The organism is Yersinia sp. 22-579 (assembly GCF_030433455.1).
Classification (GTDB): domain Bacteria; phylum Pseudomonadota; class Gammaproteobacteria; order Enterobacterales; family Enterobacteriaceae; genus Yersinia; species Yersinia enterocolitica.
The window spans coordinates 297,620-322,870 of record NZ_JAUJTZ010000003.1 but is presented as its reverse complement, the minus strand read 5'-3'; the positions used below and the strand labels follow the sequence as shown (position 1 = coordinate 322,870).

The following is a 25,251-nucleotide window of genomic DNA, read 5'->3' as shown; positions in this document are numbered from 1 at the left end:
CACCTGGAGTTCCCCGAACATAGTATTCATTATTTATGAGGATAATCATGTCGATAGCCCCTTATCTTGCCGCCGCTATTCAGTTTGAGCCCTTAATGTTTGCTAAAGAAGCGAATCTACGTCAGTTACTGGTATTGGTAGAACAAGCGGCACAGAAAGGTGCGCGTCTGATTACCACGCCAGAAATGGCAACCACTGGCTACTGTTGGTTTGACAGACAAGAAATTGCACCGATGGTCGAAACGGTTCCTGGTGAGAGCACCGCTCGCTTCACTGAATTAGCTCAGCGTTATCAGTGTTATATCGTATTAGGTATGCCCGAAGTGGACCCGCAAACAGCGCTGTATTACAACAGTGCGGTATTAATCGGGCCGCAGGGGGTAATTGGCTGTCATCGTAAAAGTCACCCTTATATTTCAGAACCCAAGTGGGCTGCGGCAGGGGATGTTGGGCATCAAGTATTTGATACCCCACTGGGGCGTATTGGCATGCTGGTGTGTATGGATATTCATTTCCCTGAGACCGCCCGTTTGTTAGCGCTGGATGGCGTTGACGTAATTTGTCATATCAGTAACTGGCTGGCGGAGCGCACTCCGGCCCCATACTGGATCAGCCGGGCAATGGAAAATGGCTGTTATTTACTGGAGAGCAACCGTTGGGGATTAGAGCGCGGTGTCCAATTTAGCGGTGGTAGTTGCATCATTGAGCCCGATGGCAACATCGCCGCGGTGCTCGATAACGGCGACGGGATTGCTTATGCCGAAATTGATATCAACCGCAGCCGTCAGCGCCGGGTGTTGGGCGAATTAGTGTTTGATCAACGCCGCCCTGACTATTATCACTCGCTATTAAGCGACAGTTTTTTGTGGAACCCACAGGATTTCTTTGGTCTTTATGGGCAACAACCTTTACCACCAGGTAAACAGAGCCGCATCACAGTGGCGCAGTTCTGCTCAACTGCACAGGTGGAGGATAATCTGGCGACGATAATCGCCATGACAGAGGAAGCTGTTTTACAACAAGGCAGTGAGCTTATTGTGTTCCCAGAGTTAGCCCTGACGGGTTATCTCGCAGGTGCGGCTCATGCTCAAACCAAAGATAGCCCCGCCGTGCAGGCTCTGGTCCGCCTCGCCATGACATTGCGGGTCTATCTGGTAGTGGGAATGGCGGAAAAACAACAGGATAAATATTACAACACGCAGATGCTATTTGGCCCGGAGGGGGTCATCGGCACTTACCGGCAAATACATCTTTCTCAGGCACAGCAACAATGGGCCAGCGCGGGAGAGCACTGGCGTGTATTTGATACGGTGCTCGGTAGAATCGGATTGTTGCTAGGTCATGATGCATTATTGCCCGAATCAGCACGCATTTTAGCCCTAATGGGATGCGATATTATCGCCTGTTCCGCCGCCCTGCCTGCCGGTTTTACCGCCGCGCATCAGGGCAGCACTGTGGTACAAAGTTACCCGATTCCGACCGGAGCCGACCCGTTGCACTGGCACTTATTCAGAACCCGCGCCGGGGAAAATAACCTTTATCTGGCCTTTGCCAATGCTATAGATGACAGCAACGAGCACGGAGGATATAGCGGCATATTCGGGCCGGAAACTTTTACTTTCCCACGCTATGAGCGGCTACTTTGGCAAGAAACACAAACAGTCACACAAACCATTGATACCCGCTCTCTCGCGGGCAGCCCTTATCCAACCAATGTGGTACGCCGTAAAGATTTGGTCGCCATGCGCCAACCCCATCACTACAAACCACTGCTGAAGTAAGCCCCTTCCCCTGACAACTCTCGGCTAAATATGGCCGGGAGTTGTTCAGTTGCACCGCCATTTTGCACATATGTGCAAAAGCCATCATGTCACGCAAAATAAAAATGTGATCAGAATCCAAAATTTGTCCGGAATAAAGTAGTCTAACACAAAAATCACTTTTCTATTTAATATATATAAATCAAACAATTAAAGATATTTGCACACTTGTGCGATATCAGAAATTAATTTCATCGATTGTATTAGGGAATTATTGTGCAATTTCAGAGAGGGGCGTTATTTTGTGCTTTTGACTTAAAAAATAGAAAGTGATTATATCAGGTCATAGATAACTTAATGACATTTGCACAAATGTGCAAGAGGCTGAAATGGAAAAGAGCGATGATCTACGCCTGATGGTGAAAATTGCACAAATGTATTACGAGCAAAATTTCACGCAAGCTGAGATAGCGCGGGCGCTGGGAATCTATCGCACCAGCATCAGCCGCATGCTTAAGAGAGTGCGCGAACAAGGCATTGTCACTATTTCAATCAACTACAACTATAACGAAAATTTGTTGTTGGAACAGCAGTTGAAATCGCGCTTTAAATTACGCGAGGCAATTGTCGTTTCGTCCGAGCAAGACCAATCACCAGAACAACAACTGATCCTGATGGCAAAACAGTGTAGCGCACTGCTAAACCGAATTATTGAAAATGGCGATATTCTGGGCTTCTCCTGGGGCAGTGCTATTGCCACACTGGTTGAGCAAATGGATACCTCGCCGGTATCGCGCCAATTAACTTGTATTCCAATGGTCGGTGGCCCTTCCGGTAAATTGGAAAGCCGCTTTCATGTGAATACGCTGGTCTACAGCGCCGCGATGAAATTAAAAGGTGAGTCATTGCTGATCGATTTTCCGGCGATTCTGGAAGAGAGTGTTATTCGCGATGGAATCGTGCAGTCTCAGCATTATCAGGCTATTGCAGATTATTGGCAGCGGCTGGATATCGCTATATTTGGTATTGGTTCACCTAATATTTCTGGCAATTCTACCTGGCGCGCCTTTTATGGCAGCGATGTAATTGATCACTTTAATGACCGACAGGTTGCCGGTGATATCTGCTCACGCTTTTATGATTTACAAGGTAATCCGGTAGAAACTTATATTTCGGATAAAACCATTACCATTCAATTAGACAAAATTAAAAAAGCGCGTTATTCCATTGGGATTGCGCACTCCCATGAAAAAATCAGCGGGATCATCGGCGCTATTAAAGGAAAATATATTAATAGTTTGGTAACCACCAAAGAAACTGCCGAGGAGATCCTGGCACTCACAGTATAAATTATAAATATGGGGAAGCATTTCCCCAAATAGCTCACCACAACATTATAAATGACGCGATTGCGTGTGTGGCTGAGTATTGTCCAAATTCAGGCTAACAGGAGGCATAATGGTTAACGTCATTTTTTGTGCTCACGGTGACTTAGCGGTTTCAATGCTCAATTCCGTCAATATGGTATATGGCGAAACACAGAATATTACCCCGCTGCTGTTTAACCGAGGTGAGAATGCCGAAAATTTAGTAAATAAAATGCAGGATGTCATGGCAAAGAATCAACATGACTCCTGGCTAATTGCCGTCGATTTGCAAGGTGGCAGCCCTTATAACGCCGCCGCGCGCCTGGCATTCAGTGATAGTCGTATTCAGGTCATCAGTGGATTATCTCTACCATTAGCACTAGAGATTGCCGATAACCAGCAAGTGATGGCGGCTGAAGAGCTGACAGACTATTTACTCGACATTGGCACACAGTGCGTGCAGTCATTCCGTCACCAACAAAATAACGAAGAAGAAGAGGCTGACTTTATATGAAAATCAATCTGGCAAGAATTGACGACCGGCTGATTCATGGTCAGGTCACCACGGTTTGGGCCAAAGAAGCTAAAGCTGGACGTATTATTATTTGTAGTGACGACGTTTATAACGATGAAATTCGGAAAACATTATTAAAACAGGCAGCACCGCCGGGAATAAAGGTGAATGTCGTTAATATTGAAAAGGCGGTAGCGGTTTATCACAACCCAAATTATATCAATGACACTGTATTTTATTTATTTACCAATCCAACAGATGTTTTACGATTGGTGGATCAGGGCGTAAAAATTGATGTTATTAACATTGGCGGCATGGCATTTAAACATGGGAAAACACAATTAACCAAAGCGGTATCAGTTGATCAAAATGACATTAACGCTTTTTATGCATTAGCAGAGCGCGGTGTTCATTTAGATTTACGGGTAGTCACTTCCGATCCTGATGTGGATGTGATTAAAAAATTACGCGAGCTGGAGTCTAAATAACGACGCTTCACTTGAAATATAAGTAATAACCCAGGTTTTATTAAACATTTAAATCCGATTACTTAACCTGGTCAATACAACTATTTAGTTATAACCCACGGCTATGTAGCCATGGGAGTGTATTGTCCAAAGGGGTCCACCATGGAAATAAGCTTACTACAAATAATCTTAATTTTTATTTTCTCATGCATTGCCGGTATCGGTAGCGTGTTGGATGAATTCCAAACTCACCGACCATTAATTGCCTGCACCATTACCGGACTGATTCTGGGTGATATGACCACCGGCGTTATCCTCGGCGGGACACTGGAGTTAATTGCCCTTGGTTGGATGAACGTCGGTGCTGCGCAATCCCCAGACTCCGCGCTCGCCAGTATTATCTCAACCATTCTGGTCATTGTCGGCCATCAGAATATTGCCACCGGGATCGCTATTGCCCTGCCGGTAGCCGCAGCAGGTCAGGTACTGACTGTCTTTGCCCGGACCATCACCGTGGCGTTCCAACACGCCGCCGATCGGGCTGCTGAAAAAGCCAATTTCGCTATGATTGATTTTATGCATGTGTCGGCATTGCTGGTTCAGGCCATGCGGGTCGCCATTCCGGTCTTAATCGTCTCTATCTTTGTGAGTGCCGATACCGTTAGCCATATGCTTAATGCAATTCCAACTGTAGTGACTCATGGGTTGCAAATTGCCGGCGGGTTTATCGTCGTCGTCGGTTACGCCATGGTGCTCAACATGATGGGTGTGAAATACCTTATGCCCTTCTTCTTCCTCGGTTTTATTGTCGGCGGTTACCTCGGATTCAGCCTGCTCGCGTTCGGCGGTATCGGTCTGATCATTGCCTTGCTGTATATCCAGTTAAACCCGCTTTATCAGAAACCGGCAGCGCCTGTAGCGCAAGCCAGCCAAGCCAAACTTGATGAATTAGAAGATTAGGAGACGCCGACATGACCACATTAAACAAACGATTAACCCGGTCTGATCTGTTTAAAATGTTTTTACGCAGCAACTTGCAACAGGCCTCTTTTAACTATGAACGTATTCATGGCTTGGGTTTCTGCTATGACATGGTACCCGCAATCAAGCGTTTGTATCCGCTAAAAGAAGACCAAATTGCCGCATTGAAACGCCACTTAGTGTTCTTCAACACCACACCGGCGGTCTGCGGGCCAGTGATCGGCGTCACCGCCGCCATGGAAGAAGCACGAGCCAATGGCGCTGACATTGATGAGGGTGCGATCAATAGCTTGAAAGTTGGGCTGATGGGGCCGCTGGCCGGGGTCGGTGACCCACTGATTTGGGGCACTTTACGCCCCATCACTGCCGCCTTGGGAGCCTCGCTGGCACTGAACGGCAATGTGCTAGGGCCAATTCTCTTCTTCTTGTCCTTCAACTCAGTGCGCCTGGCCCTGAAATGGTTCGGCCTGCAATACGGTTTTACCAAGGGTATCAACATTGTCAAAGACCTTGGCGGAAATGTACTGCAAAAACTGACCGAAGGTGCCTCGATTCTGGGCTTGTTTATTATGGGGGTATTGGTCACCAAATGGACCAGTATCAATGTGCCGCTGGTGATATCGAAAACACCGGGCCACGACGGCACAACAGTCACCATGACCGTACAAAATATTCTCGATCAGCTGTGCCCAGGTTTATTGGCACTGGGTCTTACTCTATTAATGATGCGTTTGCTCAAACGCAAAATTAACCCTATCTGGCTCATCTTCTCCCTGTTTGGCCTCGGAATTGTAGGCTCATGGCTTGGCATTCTTTCCTAATTAATGCCGGGGAGTTTTTTTATTCGACTTAAAGTTTTTTATTCGACTTGAAGTTTTATATTCGAAAAATAATTGAGGTGGTTCCACATGAAAACTAAAGCACTGCGTTTATATGGTAAAAATGACCTACGTCTGGAAAGCTTTGATTTACCAGAAATAGGCGACGATGAAATTCTGGCAACAGTGGTAACCGACAGTATTTGCCTCTCTTCGTGGAAAGAAGCCAATTTGGGCGCTGACCATAAAAAAGTACCGGATAATGTGGCAGAAAATCCCATTATTATTGGTCATGAATTTTGCGGTGATATTCTGCAAGTCGGTAAGAAATGGCAGCATAAATTCAAACCCGGCAGCCGTTATGTGATTCAGGCTAATTTGCAATTACCCGACCGCCCAGATTGCCCCGGATATTCTTTCCCCTATGTTGGAGGTGAGGCCACCCATGTGGTTATTCCCAATGAAGTGATGGAACAAGATTGCTTGCTGCCATATGAAGGTGAAAGTTATTTTGAGGGTTCATTGGTCGAGCCGCTTTCTTGTGTTATCGGTGCATTTAATGCCAATTACCATCTGGTTCCCGGCACTTATCAGCATAAAATGGGAATCAAGCCTGGTGGTAATGTGTTGATTCTTGGCGGTACCGGCCCGATGGGATTATTAGCCATTGATTACGCACTGCATGGGCCAATTAATCCGCAATTATTGGTTGTTACCGATCGCCACCAGCAAAAGCTGGATTATGCCGCCCGCTTGTATCCGAGTGAACCACAGACGCAAGTGCATTATCTCAATACTAAACAAACTGATGATCAGTTTGAACGTTTAATGGCCCTGACCGAGGGTAAAGGTTATGACGATATCTTTGTGTTCGTCCCTTCAGCTGAATTGGTCACATTAGCTTCAAGCCTATTAGCACCCGATGGCTGCTTTAATTTCTTTGCCGGCCCACAGGATAAGAATTTTATGGCATCGGTTAATTTCTACGACATCCATTATTCCTTTACCCATTATGTTGGTACCTCGGGTGGCAATACCGACGACATGAGAGAAGCAGTAAAGTTAATTGAAGCGAAGAAAGTGAATGCAGGGAAAGTGGTATCTCATATTCTTGGGCTAAATGACGCAGCAGAAACCACATTGAATTTACCGCAAATTATCGGAGGCAAGAAGTTGGTTTACACCGGCAAAAATATGCCGCTGACATCATTGAGTGAACTGATGAGCCACCAGCAAGATTCGCCGTTATTACAAGAACTACAGGCTATTTTGCGTAAAACTGACGGGTTGTGGTCAAAAGCAGCTGAAGATTTTGTTTTAGCTCACGCCCAAGAGATTTAACCTTCTGAGTGAGGGCGGGAAATATATCGCCGCCCTCAACTCACTCCCCCGGCAGATGTTTTGCCGTTGACTCATCCGTGGTCGCATCATTCTCGACTGCACTTAGTAGCACATCCAACAAGCCGGGGAATCGGGCATCAATATCATCACGTCGCAGTGATAACAAACTTTCACGCCCGCATGGTCGTTGCCATATAACACCACTTTCACGCAGTACTCGCCAATGATGGGTTAAGGTCGATTTAGATAGCCCGTGCACCAAAGTGCCACATGCATGTTCGCCCCCTGCTGCCAGTCTGCGTACCACAGCCAACCGCAGCGGATTACCTAAAGCCGTCAGCACATTTTCCAAACGTATCTGCTCACGCTCAGGGTGATTTGCAATCATAGTGTTCCTATTAATAAGTGACAGTCAGCAGGGAAATTCCCCACCAAACTACCGGGTTCGGCCAAATCAAACGGCCCTTAGCGGGCGGCAATATAGCCTATACTCCATTTTGACCCTACTAATAATTCTAGCGCAATGATGGAAGCATCCTCAGTCATCGCTCCTCGCTATTATTGCATATTTTCAGAACAAATAATTAAATTGTACGTGTATATTCGAACAATGGAACTATACTAGTGGCGATCACATGATCATTAGCAGCAATGCTGAACTTAAACCAACAACTTCCCGGTAGGGCATCAAACCGCCCACCCCGAAATTGCCATTATCATTTAAGGACTTAATATGGCACGTAAAACTCCTATCGAGCGCTATCGCAACATCGGTATCTCCGCCCACATCGACGCTGGTAAAACGACCACTACCGAGCGCATTTTGTTCTACACCGGCGTCAGTCATAAGCTGGGTGAAGTGCATGATGGTGGCGCGACAACTGACTGGATGGCGCAGGAGCAGGAACGTGGCATTACCATTACATCGGCTGCCGTGACCTGCTTTTGGAAAGGTATGGACAGAACCTTACCCGAGCACCGTATCAATATTATCGACACCCCTGGGCACGTGGATTTCACCATTGAGGTGGAACGTTCTATGCGGGTACTTGATGGTGCGGTCATGGTGTATGACGCGGTCGGTGGTGTGCAGCCACAATCCGAAACCGTCTGGCGGCAGGCCAATAAATACCGGGTTCCACGTCTGGCATTCGTTAATAAAATGGACCGCCCCGGCGCTGATTTTTTCCGCGTACGCCAGATGATGATTGATCGTCTGAAAGCTAATCCAGTGCCCATTGTGATTCCGATCGGCAGTGAAGAACACTTTACTGGTGTGGTGGATTTACGACTTATGCGCGCCATTATCTGGGATGAAGAGTCTCAAGGCATGACATTTAGCTATGAGCCAATTCCGGAAAACTTGCTGGCGACAGCCAATGAGTGGCGCGAGAGAATGGTCTCCGAGGCGGCTGAAGCCTCTGAAGCGCTGATGACAGAATATCTGGAAACCGGTGACCTTACGGTGGATGAAATCACCCAAGGTCTGCGTATTCGGACCATTGCCGGTGAAATCCAGCCCATGTTGTGCGGCAGCGCCTTTAAGAACAAAGGTGTGCAGCGCATGTTGGATGCGGTGGTTGAATTGATGCCATCACCCGTGGATATTCCGCCGGTCAGCGGCACCGATGAAGACGGAAATGAAGTCAGCCGTAAAGCCGATGATAACGAAAAATTCTCGGCGCTGGCGTTCAAATTAATGACTGACCCGTATGTCGGTCAGCTGACTTTCGTGCGCGTCTATTCCGGCGTGCTGAGCAAAGGTGACAGTGTTTACAACCCAATTCGCGGTAAGAAAGAGCGTATTGGCCGTATTGTTCAGATGCATGCCAATAATCGGATTGAAGTGGATGAAATCCGTGCTGGTGATATCGCGGCTTGTGTGGGGTTGAAGGATGTGACCACTGGGGAAACCCTGTGCGACCCGGATGCAGTGATTACGCTGGTGCGCATGGAATTCCCTGAACCGGTTATTTCACAAGCCATTGAGCCGAAGACCAAGGCGGATCAGGAGAAAATGGGTATCGCACTGCAACGGCTGGCATCAGAGGATCCGTCATTCCGTATCCGTACTGATGAAGAGTCTGGCCAGACTATTATCTCCGGTATGGGTGAGCTGCATCTGGAAATCATTGTTGACCGCATGAAACGTGAGTTCGGTGTGGAAGCCAATATCGGCAAACCGCAGGTGACTTACCGCGAAACAGTACGTAAGACAGTGACCGATGTAGACGGTAAATTTGTCCGTCAGTCTGGTGGTAAAGGGCAATATGGCCACGTGGTCTTTACCCTCGAACCCCAGGAGCCGGGTAGCGGTGTTGCTTTTGTCGATGCCACTAAAGGCGGTGTGGTGCCGCGTGAGTTTATCGGAGCGGTCGAAAAAGGTGTGATCGAAGCCACCAATACCGGGGTTTTGGCCGGTTATCCGGTGGTGGATGTGAAGGTCACTCTGACGTTCGGTTCCTATCACGAAGTCGATTCATCAGAATTGGCGTTTAAAATGGCCGCCATCTTCGGTTTCAAAGAAGCCGCCAAACTCGCCTCACCGGTAATTCTGGAGCCAGTGATGAGTGTCGAGGTCGAAACACCGGAAGAGTATGCCGGTAATGTAATGGGCGACCTTTCCTCTCGTCGTGGCCTGGTGCAAGGGATGGAAGAGATGATCGGTGGCGGGAAAATTATCCGTGCCGAAGTGCCGTTATCCGAAATGTTCGGCTACTCCACAGTATTGCGTTCCATGTCACAAGGTCGTGCGACTTATACCATGGAATTCAAGCATTACGCTGAAGCACCACGTAATGTTGCCGACGCAATTATTGCGGCGCGGGGTAATAGAAGCTAACTCACTGTAATAACAAAATGCCGCTGGTTAATATTAAGTGGCGGCGTTTTTATTATTCGACTTCTCTTATATAACGTTGCGCATAAAGTGATAACAACTGCGTTCCGTTCTTATCTTTGACAGCCATAAATTTTTCCGTTTCAGACGCTGATAAATGTTTCATTAATTCAACAGACGCAGCGAACGTGTTCATATTTCCATGCTTTAATATTAGAAAAAAATAGTGCTGCTCTGTCACACTATCTATATCCAACAGTTCTGCACGGTCATCATCAGTTATCAAATCGAGTAACTTGCCATATGCTGCTATGCTACGGACATTCCCCTCCTTAAGGGCGATAAACAGACCTGGAGCACCTTGGCTATTTGTTGTGTCTAATAGTGCCTTGCGCTGCTCCTCAGGCAATAATTTGATTAACTTTCCTAAAACAGCCACCATCAAAAACTGATCCTGTGTTAATGCAAAAAAAAGCGGAGGACCAAATAACGGATCACAGTATTTCAATAGATGATAAATATCGTCTGACGACATTAGAGGTTGAGATATCATTTCATTAATTCTCTTTTCTACCTCTATAAAATATCTATTCTGTAATAGCTTACATAACAGATAAGAAGAAAGGGATGGGGGCTCAGTCCCCTTTAACGGTGTCAACTTTCTTTCGTTATTTATTGTTCTTTCAGAAAGAATGCCAGGGTTTTCACACACATAGAGTTGCATTATTTTATAATCATCATTGTTATTATAATATATGTAATAATAACCTATATTAATATAACTTTCTAATGTATGGCTTTTTAATAAGGCTAAATCATCCACCTTACAACGTAAGGTATGGTCAGTGACATTGGGATCATAGAAATTTATTACATAGTACCTCTTGGAGGTCTCTTTAATATTCAGGCGCACAGCCATAACATGGTGATGAGTTGAAAGAAGTAATGCGCGGTGAGTCTCTCCATTACGTTCCATGACTTGAAAATTATCAATTAATGCAGAACCAAAATCATTATTATTAATTAGATAAACTGTTTGAGATTTAGAAAAAACATCATGAAAGTACCGTTCCGTATCCTTTGACACATGGCCACATATACTCTCTTCATTAGAGTAGTCTTTCATTTTGACTTTACCGCGCTCCTCATTACTAAGTACATCGAGAGCATATTGTGCTGCCAGGTGACGGCAAACAATCTTTGATGATTCAGAGTCTGGAAAGTCTAATTCACCATTATAATTCTCAATTAAATCATCAGGATGGCCAGTAATATAGGGTTCACTTTTAACCATCTGATTAACTTTATCCGCTGAATCAGTCTTTTGATAAACAGGAAACCCAAAGTCACCAATTTTCATTTTTCATCCATAACATTATTTAAAATAGCAGCATTAGACTCCACTTAATGCCAACATTAATAAATAAGGTAAAACACTGGGTTTAAAATAGATAAAATATCATAAATATAAAAACAGCCAGAAGGAAATGATCTGCTGACAGATTTTATATCAGCCAGATAGCAACCCAACATCTCCCTCGGCATAAAATCAGAAGGTCACCGGGGTATTCACCCACAGCACCTTCGCGACTGATTCACCAATATTGCGATAACCATGGGGCACATTACTGGGAAAATAAAAGGAATCACCCACGCTGAGGGTATAGGTTTCTTCACCCAAATACAGGGCAATTTCCCCTTCCAGCACGTATCCCATCTCCTCACCGTGGTGTTCTATCTGCCCATCACTGGCGACACCCGGCTCAATGATATGAATGTTTCCCTGCAACAACCCACCTTTGTGGTGATGCGTCAGATTTTCCAGCGCAATGCCACCTTTCTTATTACGGTGCACAAACCGTTTACGGATCCGCTGCTCCGGTTTCAACACCGGTGAGTCTGCCACCCAACTTTCGGCCATCAAATCCGAAATATTAGTTTCCAAAGCGCTGGCGAGCCGGTGCAACATAGCCAGCGAGGGCGACGCTACCTCATTTTCCAGTTTCGACAATAAACTCTCTGAGCATCCCACCTTGAGCGCTAGCTGCTTTAACGTGATGTCCTGCGCCACACGGGCATGACGTAAACGCATCCCTAAATCAGATAAAACAAAACCGCCGTTATCGCCGTTTTTTTTCATAAGTTGATGTCTGCTGCTCAAAGAAACTCAAACACCCGGCGTATCCTTGCCGGGCAACGTTATCAATACAGAACGCAATGCACCCTTATTCAGCGACGCTAAAATGCACATCCTGTGGGTTACAGCCATTGATTGGCACAATGTCTTGCGGGCAAGCAGACATCACAACAATGCATTCCAGCTCGGCACGAATCTCAACATAATCACCCGCTTTGCTCACCGTCGGTAACCAGGAAATGGTGTAATCCGGATTGACGGGCGTATTCATCCACAGGTTCAAGGGTTGTGGCACTTCGCGCGCGCGCAGCCCGATCGCATTCAACGCTAAACGCATATTATCGGCACAACTGTCGTGGTATTCAGTGATCCCCATGTTGCTATAGCGATAAAGGTCACAAGCCGCAATCAACGTGTCATGCACACCGGGTGAAGTATCAGTTAGCAATGTGCCGATGATACGGCGCTGATTGGTGACCAGTGCATCTCCCGGCTGAGGAATGATTTTATCAATAAATGCACGAGTGTGTTCCATTGATGAGAACTCACTCAGATCGGCGCTATTAAATAACCAGGTGTCACACACCTGACTGCCGGGAGTGTTGATAATGCGGATAACCTGCCCTTTTTTTAAGCGCACCGCCCGGCCACAGCGGGCAGGAACGGTATACACTTCGCCAATCACCGGCGTCCCATCAATAGAAATGGGCGAGGATAACGTGGCATTAGTGCCCAGCGCGCTACCGTTGTCTTTTTCACAGCAAGCAGGATAAGTGTGGGTGCTCATGGGTAACTCCTATGGGTTGATTTGCCAGTTCTGTCAGGCAACAGGCTAAAGCCTTCGCGCCGAGGTACAGATACTGAGGGTCTGTATATTCAGCCGGGTTATGACTGATGCCGTTATGGCTGGGAACGAAAAACATACTGGTCGGGCAATGACTGGCCAGATGCATCGCATCGTGAAATGCACCGGAAGTCAGCGTCGCGGTTTCTATCTCTAATGCCAGGGTGCAAGCATATTGTTGTGCCAATAGCTGTGTATTGAAGGCCACCGGTGCATGACTGAATACGCACTCGACTACCACGTTATCCGCAGCTATCTGCTGCATCCAATCATCGAACTGCGCTAATACCATAGGACTGGCATGGCGGAAATCGAGGGTGAAGGTGGCACGACCGGCAATGGTATTAATGGCATTTGGCTCAATCTCCCAGCGGCCAAAAGTCAGGCGTAATTCATCTGCTGGCAGTGCGGTGGCTCGTTGTTCCAACTGCTGAACTGTCTGGCGGGCCAGTGACATCGCATCCTGGCGATCCGCCATCGGCGTGGTGCCCGCATGGGCCGATTGCCCCAGACAGGTGACCTGATACCAACGCACGCCCTGGATACCTTGCACTAGTGCTAACGGCTGATTGGCTTGTTCCAGTACCGGCCCCTGCTCGATATGCAATTCGACAAAAGCCGCCAAGGGCAAGGTGGCACGACGTGGTAAATGTGGAAAACGCTGATGGCAGCGTGTCAGCGCCTGCACTAAGGTCTCGCCCTGTACATCCTGATTATTCAGATAATTGGTCAAACGCTGCGGTTGCACAAAGACACTCGACCCCATAGCTCCGGGAGAGAATCGGCTGCCCTCTTCGTTCATCCAAACCGCCACTTCAATCGGGCGCAAAGTAGTGACTCCGGCCTGCGCCAGAGCGCTCAAACACTCCATACCGGCAATGACGCCATAGCAACCATCAAGATTGCCGCCGCAAGGTTGAGTATCAATATGGCTGCCCGTCACTACCGGCGGTAAATCTTCACGGCCGGCGCGGCGAATAAACAGGTTTGCGCAGTCATCAGTCATCACTTCGCAGCCTAATGTATAGGCCCAGTCAATGAGCCATGCTCTGGCTTCTAATTCTTCAGCGGATAAAGCTTGTCGATTAACACCGCCGTTCTCCAACGCACCAAAGCGGGCCAGTTGCGCCAATTTACCCATTAAGCGCTGTTGGCTAATATGACCGGCAACCTGAACACCTGCGCGATTAAGCATGCCCGACCTCCGGTTCATCTAGTTGCAGTGGCCGTTTAAACCACGGTGCAAGAAATGATTTCAACCGGTCAGTCTGCGGTTGGCGGAATAAAGTCGCGGGCGCACCACTTTCAACAATTGAGCCGTCAGCCATAAACACCACGCGGGACGAAATTTTCGCAGCGAACGACATTTCATGTGTCACCATCACCATGGTCATGCCGTTGTTTGCCAGTGCCTTAATCACATCCAGCACCTCCTCCACCCGCTCTGGGTCAAGGGCGGAAGTCGGCTCATCAAGTAACAATAACTCCGGCTCCAGAGCCAATGCTCTGGCAATGCCCACCCGCTGCTGCTGCCCGCCGGATAATCGCGATGGGCGGGCTTGCGCCTTATCCGACATCCCGACCTGAGCCAATGCCGCGGCCGCTTTTTTGCGTGCTTCATCGCGTGACAGTTTTTTCCCCAGAATCAAGGGTGCACAAACATTTTCCAGCACCGTCATGTGCGGCCACAAATTGAATTGCTGGAATACCATTGCCAGTGGGCGGCGCACTTCAGCAATTAACGCCGCGCTATCACGGTGTTTTGCTTCACGCCCTGCACTGCTATAACCCAGTAATTGCCCTTTGATCAGGACTTCACCCTCGTCATAGGCTTCGAGGAAATTCATGCAACGTAACGCGGTGGTTTTCCCTGAACCAGAGGGGCCAATTAAGGTGACAATTTCACCGGCATTGACCGTCAAGTTAATTCCTGCCAACACCCGATTAGCCGCAAAGGATTTGCCTAGCTGGCGTAATTCAATAATGGGTTCGTGACTCGTCATATTATCCCTCTATGGCCTGACGACTGAGTAAGCGCACACCAACACTGACACCTTGTGCCAGCAGCCAATAACTGAGGATCAACAAGGTATAAGGCACAATATAGGTGTAGGTATTGGCGACTATCTGCCCAGTGGTCATGGTCAACTCCGGCACCGTGATAATCGATGCCACGGCGCTCTCTTTAATGGTCAAAATGAACTGATTACCCAGTAGCGGTAAACTAAAGCGCAAAGCTTGCGGCGTTTGGATATACCAAAAACTTTTCCACGCTGAAATATCATGTACTTGCGCAGCTTCCAGCTGCCCGTGTCCGATGCTTTTCCACGCGGTGCGGAAGATTTCGCCAAAATAAGCAGAGCTGTAAATGGCCAGCGATATCACCGTGGCCTCAACCGCACTTAGCGTCACGCCGATAGCGGGTAAACCGAAATAAAACACCGCTAGCTGCGCCAGATAAGGTGTGCCGCGAATCAGCCACACATAGGTGCGCCAGGGCCAGAACAACCAACGGCTATTACGGCACACCGCCTGCAAGATAAACCCGGCAAAAGCTCCAATGATCGCCGCACTCATGCTAATACCCAGCGTGACACCCAATGCGCGAGCAAAGTCCGGCAGATAAAGGAAGAAATCGTTCATCGGCTCTCCTTATGCCAGCGCCGTTCAACATAATTGCCTAACAGTGCCAGCAAGCTGGTCAGCACCAGATAAGACAACGCAATCGCGATATACACCTCTAATGGGCGGTAGGTCGCCGATGCCAACTGCTGCCCCACCCGCATCAAATCGGTGATGGCGATGACCGATACCACTGCCGAGGCCTTAATCACATCAATTAGCTCTGAAATCAGTGATGGCAAGGTCAGGCGCAACACTTGTGGAATTTGGATATGCCACAAGGTCTGGCGCGGGCTTAATCCGCACATTGCCGCGGCTTCTAACTGCCCCGGCGGGATAGCATTAAAACCACTGCGTAAGATTTGTGATTGATAGGCTGCGGTATTGAGTGTGAGTGCCAACACCGCAGCCAGATAACCGGGAACTGACAATCCCAACTCTCCCGGCAGGTAAAAACACAATAGAACCTGAGCCAGAACCGGCGTGCCGCGAAACAAACTGATATAGATACGGGCGAACCCTCTTCCCAATCGTGAGTGGCCGCTTTCCATCAGGTAAATCACCACACCGATAAAGAAACCGGCAACAATAGCCACGATGCACAGCGAGGCGGTGGTCACCGCGCCGTCTATCAACATCGGCAGCCACGACCTCAGTAATTGGAAAAATTCCCCCATCATCAGTCCTCTTACAAACTTGGTGCTGGCATCTGATCAGCCGGAACATCCATCACGAAGCCGAACCATTTCTGCTGTAATGCTTTCATGGTACCGTCGCGGTTAGCTTCACTAATGCCATCGCTGAACAGCTTCACCAAGGTTGCACTGTCATCACCTTTACGCCCAACCCAGCCAAAATAGGTGGTTGGCCCTAACATGGGTTTCAGGGTGGTAAAGACGCCCGGACGGGTTTTGATCAATGGGCCAAGGTTGGCGAGTGATTGAGCGACACCATCCAAGCGCTGGTTCGCAAGATCTGCATAGGCTTCGTCGAAAGAGACATACTGTTTAATTTCTTTGATGCCCGGCTTACCGCTGGCTTTCAGTTTTTTATCAAACTCTTGCAACACCTGGAGCTGACCCGAACCGGCTTGAGAGCCGACCACTTTGCCACTCAAGTCATCTAACGAATTGATAGAGCTATCGTTGTCACGCTTGAGTAGCGCTACAGTCGATTCGGCAATCGGCACAGTAAACGCGAAGTGATCCATGCGCTGTTTGTTCACCGTCACGGCGGTGACGACAAAATCGAATTTCTTGGCATCAAGGCCGGGCAAGATGCCCTGGAAAGGTAAATCAAGTTGCTTAACTTCGACACCCGGTAGGCTTTTCTGCAAAATATGGTTCATTAAATCAACGTCATACCCCACAATCTTGCCATTCTCTACCGACTCAAAAGGTGCATAACGCGCTTCAGTTGCAATGGTTATCGTCTTATCGGCTTTAATTTTGTCCAGCAAATCTGCGCTGTGAACCGCGCCAGAAAATACGCTGGCAGCACACAGCATTGCCCAGCACAGAGGTATCGCCTGTTTACGTCGTGTCATGATTGCCGCCCCATTTAAAGTAGTGTGAAGTGTATTCAAGTAACTTGAATGTAATGACATAAGCATGAACTGTGCCAGCGAGGGCCGAGGGAGAAAATAAGTGAAAGGATTTTTAGTAACTGACTGTAGTTAAATATCTATTTTTATTTAGTGCTGAATAACCAGCATGAGCAGGATAATGAAAGGATAGGAAAGTGATTGAGTCAGTGCAGGCTAAACGCACAGAAAAAGTGCAAATTTGCGCTTTTTCTGTGCAGGGTAAATATCAAATTTTGGCGGTTGCGAGGTATTTCTCCATCTCTTCAACCGGCACCATACCACCTCCTGTCGCCCAAACCAGATGGGTCGCATTACGCATTTTCTCGGCGCTAAAATGATGCTGATCTAAATAATCCGAACTGCTGCTAACCCGCGCCGGGCCTGGCATCCCCGCTAATGCCGACGGCTCCAGTCGAATACCTTCATACTGATTGAGCAAACCAAGCAGGTCATACATTTCAGCATCACTTAAGGTATAGAACCCATCCAGTAAATGCTCCATAGCCCGACCAACAAAGCCGGATGCCCGTCCGACGGCCAAACCATCTGCGGCAGTAATGTTATCAATACCGATGTCTTGCACAGCAATGCCATCATGCAAACCGGTATAAACCCCCAATAACATGCACGGCGAATGAGTTGGCTCGGCAAAAATACAATGCACATGGTCACCGAAGGCCAGTTTCAATCCGAACGCCACCCCACCAGGGCCTCCGCCCACACCACAGGGGAGATAAACGAATAACGGATGATTTTCATCTACCACTATCTGTTGCTCGGCGAACTGCTGTTTCAACCGGCCGCCCGCCACCGAATACCCTAAGAATAAGGTGGGTGAATTTTCATCATCGATAAAGAAGCAATTTGGATCAGACTCCGCCTGCTTGCGCCCCTGCGCCACCGCCACGCCGTAGTCCTGTGCATACTCAACCACATTGACGCCATGTTCGCGTAGTTTACGTTTTTTCCATTCACGGGCATCAGCGGACATATGCACACTGACACTGAACCCCAACTTGGCACTCATGATGCCAATTGACATTCCCAGATTGCCAGTTGACCCTACCGCAATGCGGTATTGACTGAAGAACTGGCGAAAATCATCGGAAAACAACTTGCTGTAATCATCGGTTTCTTGCAATAAACCGGCCTGTAGCGCCAGTTTTTCCGCATGGGTTAGTACTTCATAAATACCACCACGGGCTTTAATGGAGCCGGAAATAGGCAAGTGACTGTCTTTCTTTAACAATAAGCGACCCGTTATCTCCACCCCATAGCGCTGTTGCAAGGCATTCTGCATGGCAGGGATAGCCACAATGTCCGACTCGATAATACCCTTTGTTTTTTGTGTTTCAGGAAATGCCTGGCACAAATAAGGGGCAAAACGTTGCAACCGGGCCTCGGCATCGGCAACATCCTGCTGCGACAACCCGACATAAGGCAGCCCCTTTTCAAGGGTGGTCGCCTGCGGATTAAACCACGTCACCTCTTCCAGATTGATAAGATTTTTGACCAATGGATAGTCGGTAATTAATTTATCAATTTTAGTGCTGTTCATAGAATGTCTCTTTTCGATCATATGATGTAAGAAAGCAGGAAAGTGGTACCCAATGCAATCACCGACGCGATAAAGGTCGCGGTGGTGTAATATTTAAATGTCTCGCTTAGCGTCGCGCCGCAATATTGTTTTACTAACCAGAATAGCGAGTCAGTGACGATGGTGAAACCAATTGCGCCGGAGCCGATAGCCAGAGTAATAATCTCTGGGCTGACATTGGGGTACATCGGTAAAATTGGTGAAACAATGGCAGTTGCCCCCATCATCGCAACCGTCGCAGAACCCACCGCAGCATGCAGAATCAGTGCGACCAACCATGCCAATAGAATGGGGTGCATATCCAGATTTGATAAAATTACCGCCAACGAATCTGCCAACCCGCTGGCTTTTAATATTCCGTTAAATGCCCCACCAGCACCGATGATTAATAGAATATTGGCGATAGAAGAAAAGCTCTCTTCCGTTTTTGCCAACAGGGTACTCATACCCATATTTTGCCGAATGCCTAATGTGTAATAGGCAACAAACGCCGCAATAAACATGGCAGTAATTGGGTTGCCGATGAACTCTAATATTAAATAGAGCGTGGTGCCCTTTTCCATATTCAGCTCGGCAGCCGTTTTTGCTAACATCAAAATAATCGGCAGTAATACAGTAAATAAAGTAGCCCCCAAGGACGGTAATTCATCCTCATTACGGATTTTCACTTCGGAAAATGCTTGCGGCACTGCTTTAAATGGCAAGCGTTGACCCACAATGCGCAGGAACAGCGGCCCACCGATTAATGACGCGGCCAGCCCGACGACCAAGCCGTAAACAATTACTGTACCAATATCAGCCCCTAGGGCATTGGTAACATACATAGCTGCCGGATGTGGTGGCACGACACAATGCACCGCCATCAGCGCCGTACACAGCGGGATAGCCAACTTCAACAATGAGGTATTGGTTTTTTTGGCAATAGAAAATGCCAATGGAATCAATAAGACAACCCCAACTTCAACAAACAGGGTAATACCGCAGATTAACCCAACCAGCACCATAGTGACATCCGGTGATAGCCATCGACAGCGCTGCAAGGTGATACCGATGCGCTCAGCTGCACCGGATATTTCCATCATTTTCCCTAAGATGGTTCCCAGCCCAATCACTGCTGCCAGGAAACCCAATGTTCCGCCAATCCCTCCTTCAATGGAGTTCACCATCTCCAGTGGATTCATACCCATCAATAGCCCGACATAAAAACTGGCTAATAACAGGGCGAGGAAAGGATGTATTTTCAGTTTTACAATGGTGAAAATAATAATAATGATGCTCGTTAATAACGTCCCCACTACCCATATTTGTGAGTCCATAGCCAACCTCTTCTAATAATAAGTTCTGCCTCCATTGAATAAGAATTGGCCGGTACTGACAAATGATAAAAAACGCCTTTCAGATGAGCCAGATTGAATCAAAAATGCAATATCGGTCAAAGTTTCTCTATTAACCCTGGTTTGAATCATATTAGATAATCTTAAACATCTACTTTGTCGGTCATTGCGGTATGCTATCTGGATACAATAGATTGTCTGAGAGGCCGCTATGTACCCGGAAAAAAGCTATATCACCCGTAATAAGTTATTGAATGGCTATCAGCTATCTAAGCTCTATACGTTTGAAATTGCCGCGCGACATTGCTCGTTTGCGCTGGCCGCCGATGAGTTATCGATAAGCCCGAGCGCCGTCAGCCACCGGATTAATAGCCTTGAAGAGGAATTAGGTTTCAAGCTATTCCAGCGTTTTCACCGCAAAGTGGAACTGACCAGTGAGGGAGAAAGAGTATTTTGGGTACTAAAATCTTCTCTGGAATATCTGAATCAAGAAATTCTGGAAATAAAGAATCAGGAACTGTCTGGCACACTTACCGTTTATTCTCGCCCCTCCATTGCCCAATGCTGGCTGGTACCCAAACTGGCTGATTTCGCCCATCACTATCCCGCCATTAGTTTGAATATTTTGACCGGCAATGAAAATGTCAACTTTCAGGGCGGCGGCATTGATTTGGCTATTTATTTTGACGACAAAATACCGGAGAAATTGTCCTACCAACACTTGATGGATGAATCAATGGTGCCAGTATGCAGCCCGGAATATGCACAAAAACATCAGCTTAAGGGTAATCTGAACAATCTTAGGCAATGTACTTTGCTGCATGACCGACAAGCCTGGAGTTATGATTCCGATAGCAGTGAGTGGAACAGCTGGGGTCAACAAGCTGGTTTTGAGATAGATCCCATGCAGCGCAGTATGGGTTTTGACCGCTCAGACTTGGCAATTATTGCCGCCATGAATCATGTTGGTGTTGCCATGGGACGTAAAAAATTGGTGACTAAACGGCTGGAAAATGAAGAGCTAATTATGCCGTTCCCCGGCATGGAGGTGAAGTGTGAGCAACGCTATTACATCTCGACACTGTCCGACCGACAATGGCCGAAAATTAATGCCTTTGTTCGGTGGTTAAAAAAAATGGCAGAAGAGTCGTGATAATTGGGCGCGCCATAATAAACGCGCCTAGTCGCTTGATAAAACTCAACCGTCACTCAGCACAGCCCAGAGACAACCCCATTCAATGAATGGGGTATTGGCTGGATAAAAACCATAAATGTCAAAGCAACCTACCGCTTTAAAACACCGGGTCTGCGTAATATTGCTCTGACAGCCCCTTATTTCCACGATGCTCAAGCTGAGAATTTGAATCAGGCAGTTGAAATGATGTTGAAATATCAGGTGGGTACTAACCTGCTACCACAGGATATTAATTATATCGTCGCTTTCCTTGAAAGCCTGACCGGGGAATATATTCCACACCAATAACAAGAAGTTATATCTCAATATCCGCATAACTCACTCTCTGCGGATATTTTCCCTCACCAGCAGCTAAAATATTGCTTAGACGGTATGATTTTCGGAATATCCCCCTCTGCCTCCCGAATATTGATCTGGATCACTTTCACGCCTTTATGGGAAATTTCCCACAGAGATTGGGCTATGTCCTCATACTTTGCCATTCGTTAGTTTGTTACCATCCCTTCTCTGATTTAGGCCATATAAATTTATTAATTTGAATTAATCAATCAGTTCAAATAATCATAACCATATCAGTTATGAACTTCATTTATTAAATCAATAAGCACCTTAAACAATAACGTATCAAATGAGAATACGTAAATACCAATAAATTAATAAAACAACCAGGAAGCTTGTCGTAATGAATACCCATATAAAAAGAACCTATTTAAGCATTGCTATTTCATCTATTATTTATGCCTCAAGTTCTATGACTGTAAATGCAGCCCCCTGTGGCGATTATGTAGTCAGTGATATTTGCGAACAAACTAAATTCGGTGCGGGCGAATTTCACAGTATTTCGCTGGGAGACGGTGTAACAGCCGGCACTGCAGATAATCATTTTGTCTTTAATGGTGAAGGATATAAGTTATATTATCCTCACAATTATTTCGCTTCATCCGTTGCCTTGGGCACTATCCGTTATACCGAAGTCAATAACAGTACTTTTACTATCACTGGCACTCATTATCAAGGTGGCCCCACTTATGAAGGTCGGGCAGAAAATACCACATTGAATAATAGCCTGATGTGGGTCATGACATCGGCTGATCAGACAATAGCCAAAGGTAACTCAGCGGTGATTGTCTCTACTCAGTTTGCTATGGATGGCTCAACTTATACTGAGACTAAGGAAGATGGCAGTATCGAATTCAACCCTTATATTACTAATAGCCGCTATCAAGATACCTCCTATGAAATGCTATGGGGTATAAAGAGAGAAGATCGGAACTGGGATACCAAAGCCACATCATATGATTCTGAATTTGTGGATTCTAGCCGTCAAATTGTAGCTGCAAATGGTCATAGTGTTGGTGCGAAATTTTATGATAACGCCTACCAACGCATTGATGATTCTGGGCTTGCTAGCACTACAATACTTAACGGAACCTCATACCAAAATATATATGCGGGTGGTGAATCACAAGATACCACCTTATTTGATAGTGCTTATTCTTGGGTTCGGGCCGGAGGAAAATTAACCGGGCTGACACAAGTTAATAATGCTGCTGCTATTTATCTTGATACTAATGAGACTAATGGGGCATATGCTCAAAATGTAGTTCTTAACGGTGAAAATACCCGTTTAGTCGTACGATATAATGCCGCAAATAATGCCTCAGCAACTGTTGATGAATTGATTTTAAATGGAGGCGAGGTAGCCTTTCAGTCAGGTACTGGCAGTCATTATACCTCATTAAATATTGGTACACTTTCCGGTGCAGGTTCTTTCCTGTTCAACACCTCGATTGCCGAAGGCAAAGGCAACTTTGTCACTATCGCGAATGCCAGTGGTTCGCACAAAGTGATGGTAAATGACTCTGGCGCCGAAATAACCGCTCCGGGCGAGACGACCTTAGACCTTATCCACGATCTCAGTGGTCAAGCACAATTCTCACTGGCTTCATTCTCGGGAGCCAATATCACTGAAATTGACGGTGGTACATACGTTTACGGCTTGAAAAAGTGGGATAACTCGACACGAGCTGGGGGGAACTTGTGGTATTTGGGTAGTACTCTGGATGCAGGTCTTGCCCCTGGTCCAACCCCAGAAATAGAAATGAAAACAACACCATCTACAGATGCTGTATTAAGTATGGCCTCAGCTAACCAGTTTATTTTTGATGGTGAATTGCAAAATCTGCGTTTGCGCAAAGGTGATTTAAATAGCAGTAAAGGTGAAAACGCCAGTGTTTGGGGCCGCTATTTAACCAATAATACGCGTGTCAATGCTGCCCATGGTGCTGCATATCGTTTACAGCAAGATGGTTTTGAAATAGGCACAGATAAGGTATTTGGTTTATCTTCAGGCAAGTTAGTCTTGGGTGGTTTTACTTCTTATAGCAATAACAGTTTGAAGCATGCTCGTGGCGGGCACAGTAAGGTTGATAGTTATAGCCTGGGCGCTTACGGCAGTTATTTCGATAACAGCGGCTATTATATTGACACTGTCCTGAAGGCTAACCGCTTTAACAACTCACTGAATGCAAATATGACAAACGGCGGTTCAGCACAAAGCGATTACAATCAACATGCTGCAGGTGGTTCACTTGAGATAGGTTATCATTACAAACTGTCTGATAATTGGTTTGTTGAACCTTATGCTCGTGCCAGTTATTACACCGCACAAGCTAAAGATATTGCACTCAATAATGGTATGAAAGCGAGTATTGATGATAATCGTTCAGCAAAAAGCGAATTAGGGACTCACGTTGGAACGAAATTTGACCTGAAAAATGGTGCAATCATTCGTCCTTACGCCAAGGTCGCAATAGAACAAGAGTTTATGACATCCAACACGGTGACCATCAACCAAGAAAATGATTTTAATAATGATTTCTCTGGCAATACGGCTAAATACGGGCTGGGCATGGATGTTAGCCTGACTAAACAAACTTCGGTTTATGCTGAAGCCAATTATCGTAAAGGCACGCATATTGAGTCACCGGTGATGGCCAACATTGGTTTCCGGATTAATTTCTAAGTAGCAACTGTTGATTGCCAGCTTATCTGGGCTGGCAATCACGTATGGTTTTAATGGCATTACCATCCTTGGCAATTTTTATAACGGTATCACGCCGTCAACCCGCCATCTAACACCAAAGTCTGCCCGGTCATATAACGGCTGTCGTTACCTATCATAAAGGCACTAACGCGAGCGACTTCTTGCGCATTCCCTAAGCGGCGTAATGGTATCTGCTTACGTAATCCTTTTAAGGCATCAGCAGGCATGTCGCGGGTCATATCGCTGTCGATAACGCCAGGCAGCAGGCAGTTAACGCGAATATTAAAACGCCCCATCTCAAGCGCCAGCGAACGCCCCAGACCAATCAGCGCCGCTTTACTGGCACCATAGGCGCTCTGGCCGATATTGCCTTTAATCGCACTCACTGAAGACATCAGCAAGACTGCCCCCTCGCCCTGCATCATCATTTGCGGCAAGACATGCTTATTCCAGTAGAAAACCGCATTCAGATTGGTATCCAGCACACTGCGCCAGTTATCACCATTTTGCTGAATATGTAAACTATCGCCAGTAATGCCTGCATTATGAATTACCGCGCCGGGTGGGCCGTATTTTTCCAGCAATTGCGGTGCCAGCGTATCAACATCCGCTTCATTGCTACCATCACAGCGATAGCAGGTCACTTGACCGGGCAGCCCTTCACAGCTTGCAATGACATCGCGGCTCTGCTGTTCACCGTTGCGCCAGGTAAAAACAACATTCCACTCTTTGGCAAGCTCTTCGACCAATGCGCGGCCAATGCCACGGCTACCACCGGTAATTAACACCCATTGCCTGTTCATA

At 46.9% G+C, this 25,251-nt stretch carries 22 protein-coding genes and 1 pseudogene; 11 read left to right on the top strand and 12 right to left on the bottom strand.

What is annotated here, in order from left to right:
- The first annotated feature begins 47 nt into the window (after positions 1 to 47).
- From QSV56_RS05515 to QSV56_RS05485, 7 genes are all read left to right on the top strand, one after another.
- On the top strand, positions 48 to 1,781 hold the full coding sequence (locus QSV56_RS05515) for a nitrilase-related carbon-nitrogen hydrolase (RefSeq protein WP_050161870.1): 1,734 nt from the start codon (positions 48 to 50) through the stop codon (positions 1,779 to 1,781).
- Positions 1,782 to 2,149: 368 nt separating this feature from the next.
- Positions 2,150 to 3,109: a sugar-binding transcriptional regulator gene (locus QSV56_RS05510; protein WP_011815637.1), complete on the top strand. Its 960-nt coding sequence runs from the start codon at positions 2,150 to 2,152 to the stop codon at positions 3,107 to 3,109.
- A 109-nt stretch (positions 3,110 to 3,218) separates the two neighbouring features.
- Positions 3,219 to 3,641: a PTS sugar transporter subunit IIA gene (locus QSV56_RS05505; protein ID WP_019083899.1), complete on the top strand. Its 423-nt coding sequence runs from the start codon at positions 3,219 to 3,221 to the stop codon at positions 3,639 to 3,641.
- A complete protein-coding gene (locus QSV56_RS05500) occupies positions 3,638 to 4,129 on the top strand; it encodes a mannose/fructose/sorbose PTS transporter subunit IIB (protein WP_019080401.1) in 492 nt (163 codons plus the stop codon). The genes QSV56_RS05505 and QSV56_RS05500 overlap by 4 nt, the downstream gene beginning before the upstream one ends.
- A gap of 141 nt (positions 4,130 to 4,270) precedes the next feature.
- Positions 4,271 to 5,068 carry a PTS mannose/fructose/sorbose transporter subunit IIC gene (locus QSV56_RS05495; protein ID WP_005165149.1) on the top strand — a complete coding sequence of 266 codons (798 nt, stop codon included), beginning with the start codon at positions 4,271 to 4,273 and terminating at the stop codon, positions 5,066 to 5,068.
- A gap of 11 nt (positions 5,069 to 5,079) precedes the next feature.
- Positions 5,080 to 5,910: a PTS system mannose/fructose/sorbose family transporter subunit IID gene (locus tag QSV56_RS05490; RefSeq protein ID WP_011815634.1), complete on the top strand. Its 831-nt coding sequence runs from the start codon at positions 5,080 to 5,082 to the stop codon at positions 5,908 to 5,910.
- An 87-nt stretch (positions 5,911 to 5,997) separates the two neighbouring features.
- The gene (locus QSV56_RS05485; RefSeq protein ID WP_019080402.1) at positions 5,998 to 7,248 is read left to right on the top strand and encodes a zinc-binding dehydrogenase; all 1,251 of its coding nucleotides are present in this window, start codon (positions 5,998 to 6,000) and stop codon (positions 7,246 to 7,248) included.
- Between the two features lie 40 nt (positions 7,249 to 7,288).
- On the opposite strand, the gene QSV56_RS05480 is transcribed toward QSV56_RS05485, so the two are convergent.
- On the bottom strand, positions 7,289 to 7,636 hold the full coding sequence (locus tag QSV56_RS05480) for a helix-turn-helix transcriptional regulator (RefSeq protein ID WP_005167372.1): 348 nt from the start codon (positions 7,634 to 7,636) through the stop codon (positions 7,289 to 7,291).
- A gap of 345 nt (positions 7,637 to 7,981) precedes the next feature.
- Here QSV56_RS05480 and fusA point away from each other — a divergent pair, with 345 nt between their 5' ends.
- Entirely contained in the window at positions 7,982 to 10,090 is a 2,109-nt protein-coding gene (gene fusA, locus QSV56_RS05475; protein WP_046051534.1) for an elongation factor G, read from the top strand.
- 52 nt (positions 10,091 to 10,142) lie between these two features.
- On the opposite strand, the gene QSV56_RS05470 is transcribed toward fusA, so the two are convergent.
- The 10 genes from QSV56_RS05470 to dsdX all read right to left on the bottom strand — a co-directional run bounded on the left by QSV56_RS05470 (position 10,143) and on the right by dsdX (position 20,188).
- Positions 10,143 to 11,447 (bottom strand): ShET2/EspL2 family type III secretion system effector toxin, encoded by a 1,305-nt coding sequence (locus QSV56_RS05470; protein ID WP_301211228.1) that lies wholly within the window; start codon positions 11,445 to 11,447, stop codon positions 10,143 to 10,145.
- 189 nt (positions 11,448 to 11,636) lie between these two features.
- Entirely contained in the window at positions 11,637 to 12,227 is a 591-nt protein-coding gene (locus QSV56_RS05465) for a cupin domain-containing protein (RefSeq protein WP_019080405.1), read from the bottom strand.
- 85 nt (positions 12,228 to 12,312) lie between these two features.
- Positions 12,313 to 13,011, bottom strand: a complete 699-nt coding sequence (locus QSV56_RS05460) for a DUF1989 domain-containing protein (protein WP_019080406.1) — start codon at positions 13,009 to 13,011, stop codon at positions 12,313 to 12,315.
- Positions 12,980 to 14,263, bottom strand: coding sequence for a M20 family metallo-hydrolase (locus QSV56_RS05455; RefSeq protein WP_301211224.1), 1,284 nt, complete (start codon positions 14,261 to 14,263; stop codon positions 12,980 to 12,982). The genes QSV56_RS05460 and QSV56_RS05455 overlap by 32 nt, the downstream gene beginning before the upstream one ends.
- Positions 14,256 to 15,071, bottom strand: coding sequence for an amino acid ABC transporter ATP-binding protein (locus QSV56_RS05450; RefSeq protein WP_019080408.1), 816 nt, complete (start codon positions 15,069 to 15,071; stop codon positions 14,256 to 14,258). Before QSV56_RS05450 ends, QSV56_RS05455 begins: the two co-directional genes overlap by 8 nt.
- 1 nt (position 15,072) lies before the next feature.
- Positions 15,073 to 15,711 carry an amino acid ABC transporter permease gene (locus tag QSV56_RS05445; RefSeq protein ID WP_046051537.1) on the bottom strand — a complete coding sequence of 213 codons (639 nt, stop codon included), beginning with the start codon at positions 15,709 to 15,711 and terminating at the stop codon, positions 15,073 to 15,075.
- Entirely contained in the window at positions 15,708 to 16,370 is a 663-nt protein-coding gene (locus QSV56_RS05440; protein ID WP_020424099.1) for an amino acid ABC transporter permease, read from the bottom strand. The genes QSV56_RS05445 and QSV56_RS05440 overlap by 4 nt, the downstream gene beginning before the upstream one ends.
- An 8-nt stretch (positions 16,371 to 16,378) precedes the next feature.
- Positions 16,379 to 17,236 (bottom strand): transporter substrate-binding domain-containing protein, encoded by an 858-nt coding sequence (locus tag QSV56_RS05435; protein WP_019080411.1) that lies wholly within the window; start codon positions 17,234 to 17,236, stop codon positions 16,379 to 16,381.
- Positions 17,237 to 17,501: 265 nt separating this feature from the next.
- Positions 17,502 to 18,833, bottom strand: coding sequence for a D-serine ammonia-lyase (locus QSV56_RS05430; protein ID WP_046051540.1), 1,332 nt, complete (start codon positions 18,831 to 18,833; stop codon positions 17,502 to 17,504).
- 17 nt (positions 18,834 to 18,850) lie between these two features.
- Positions 18,851 to 20,188, bottom strand: a complete 1,338-nt coding sequence (gene dsdX, locus QSV56_RS05425) for a D-serine transporter DsdX (protein ID WP_019080413.1) — start codon at positions 20,186 to 20,188, stop codon at positions 18,851 to 18,853.
- Between the two features lie 229 nt (positions 20,189 to 20,417).
- Between dsdX and dsdC the strand changes: the two genes are divergently transcribed.
- From dsdC to QSV56_RS05410, 3 genes and pseudogenes are all read left to right on the top strand, one after another.
- Positions 20,418 to 21,359, top strand: a complete 942-nt coding sequence (dsdC, locus tag QSV56_RS05420; protein ID WP_046695403.1) for a DNA-binding transcriptional regulator DsdC — start codon at positions 20,418 to 20,420, stop codon at positions 21,357 to 21,359.
- Positions 21,360 to 21,491: 132 nt separating this feature from the next.
- A pseudogene (locus tag QSV56_RS05415) lies at positions 21,492 to 21,689 on the top strand (cytochrome-c peroxidase); the annotation flags it as partial.
- A 394-nt stretch (positions 21,690 to 22,083) separates the two neighbouring features.
- On the top strand, positions 22,084 to 24,426 hold the full coding sequence (locus tag QSV56_RS05410) for an autotransporter outer membrane beta-barrel domain-containing protein (RefSeq protein ID WP_046051541.1): 2,343 nt from the start codon (positions 22,084 to 22,086) through the stop codon (positions 24,424 to 24,426).
- Positions 24,427 to 24,515: 89 nt separating this feature from the next.
- Here the strand turns inward: QSV56_RS05410 and QSV56_RS05405 are convergent, their stop codons facing one another.
- Positions 24,516 to 25,250: an SDR family NAD(P)-dependent oxidoreductase gene (locus QSV56_RS05405; RefSeq protein ID WP_046051542.1), complete on the bottom strand. Its 735-nt coding sequence runs from the start codon at positions 25,248 to 25,250 to the stop codon at positions 24,516 to 24,518.
- Between the last annotated feature and the right edge of the window lies 1 nt (position 25,251).

Coding starts and splice junctions, on each gene's coding strand:
- QSV56_RS05410 (WP_046051541.1), top strand. CDS start 22,084: ATGAATACCCATATAAAAAGAACCTATTTAAGCATTGCTATTTCATCT.
- dsdC (WP_046695403.1), top strand. CDS start 20,418: ATGTACCCGGAAAAAAGCTATATCACCCGTAATAAGTTATTGAATGGC.
- QSV56_RS05515 (WP_050161870.1), top strand. CDS start 48: ATGTCGATAGCCCCTTATCTTGCCGCCGCTATTCAGTTTGAGCCCTTA.
- QSV56_RS05495 (WP_005165149.1), top strand. CDS start 4,271: ATGGAAATAAGCTTACTACAAATAATCTTAATTTTTATTTTCTCATGC.
- QSV56_RS05485 (WP_019080402.1), top strand. CDS start 5,998: ATGAAAACTAAAGCACTGCGTTTATATGGTAAAAATGACCTACGTCTG.
- QSV56_RS05445 (WP_046051537.1), bottom strand. CDS start 15,711: ATGAACGATTTCTTCCTTTATCTGCCGGACTTTGCTCGCGCATTGGGT.
- QSV56_RS05450 (WP_019080408.1), bottom strand. CDS start 15,071: ATGACGAGTCACGAACCCATTATTGAATTACGCCAGCTAGGCAAATCC.
- QSV56_RS05490 (WP_011815634.1), top strand. CDS start 5,080: ATGACCACATTAAACAAACGATTAACCCGGTCTGATCTGTTTAAAATG.
- QSV56_RS05465 (WP_019080405.1), bottom strand. CDS start 12,227: ATGAAAAAAAACGGCGATAACGGCGGTTTTGTTTTATCTGATTTAGGG.
- QSV56_RS05460 (WP_019080406.1), bottom strand. CDS start 13,011: ATGAGCACCCACACTTATCCTGCTTGCTGTGAAAAAGACAACGGTAGC.
- QSV56_RS05505 (WP_019083899.1), top strand. CDS start 3,219: ATGGTTAACGTCATTTTTTGTGCTCACGGTGACTTAGCGGTTTCAATG.
- QSV56_RS05455 (WP_301211224.1), bottom strand. CDS start 14,263: ATGCTTAATCGCGCAGGTGTTCAGGTTGCCGGTCATATTAGCCAACAG.
- QSV56_RS05510 (WP_011815637.1), top strand. CDS start 2,150: ATGGAAAAGAGCGATGATCTACGCCTGATGGTGAAAATTGCACAAATG.
- fusA (WP_046051534.1), top strand. CDS start 7,982: ATGGCACGTAAAACTCCTATCGAGCGCTATCGCAACATCGGTATCTCC.
- QSV56_RS05480 (WP_005167372.1), bottom strand. CDS start 7,636: ATGATTGCAAATCACCCTGAGCGTGAGCAGATACGTTTGGAAAATGTG.
- QSV56_RS05500 (WP_019080401.1), top strand. CDS start 3,638: ATGAAAATCAATCTGGCAAGAATTGACGACCGGCTGATTCATGGTCAG.
- QSV56_RS05470 (WP_301211228.1), bottom strand. CDS start 11,447: ATGAAAATTGGTGACTTTGGGTTTCCTGTTTATCAAAAGACTGATTCA.
- QSV56_RS05430 (WP_046051540.1), bottom strand. CDS start 18,833: ATGAACAGCACTAAAATTGATAAATTAATTACCGACTATCCATTGGTC.
- dsdX (WP_019080413.1), bottom strand. CDS start 20,188: ATGGACTCACAAATATGGGTAGTGGGGACGTTATTAACGAGCATCATT.
- QSV56_RS05405 (WP_046051542.1), bottom strand. CDS start 25,250: ATGAACAGGCAATGGGTGTTAATTACCGGTGGTAGCCGTGGCATTGGC.
- QSV56_RS05440 (WP_020424099.1), bottom strand. CDS start 16,370: ATGATGGGGGAATTTTTCCAATTACTGAGGTCGTGGCTGCCGATGTTG.
- QSV56_RS05435 (WP_019080411.1), bottom strand. CDS start 17,236: ATGACACGACGTAAACAGGCGATACCTCTGTGCTGGGCAATGCTGTGT.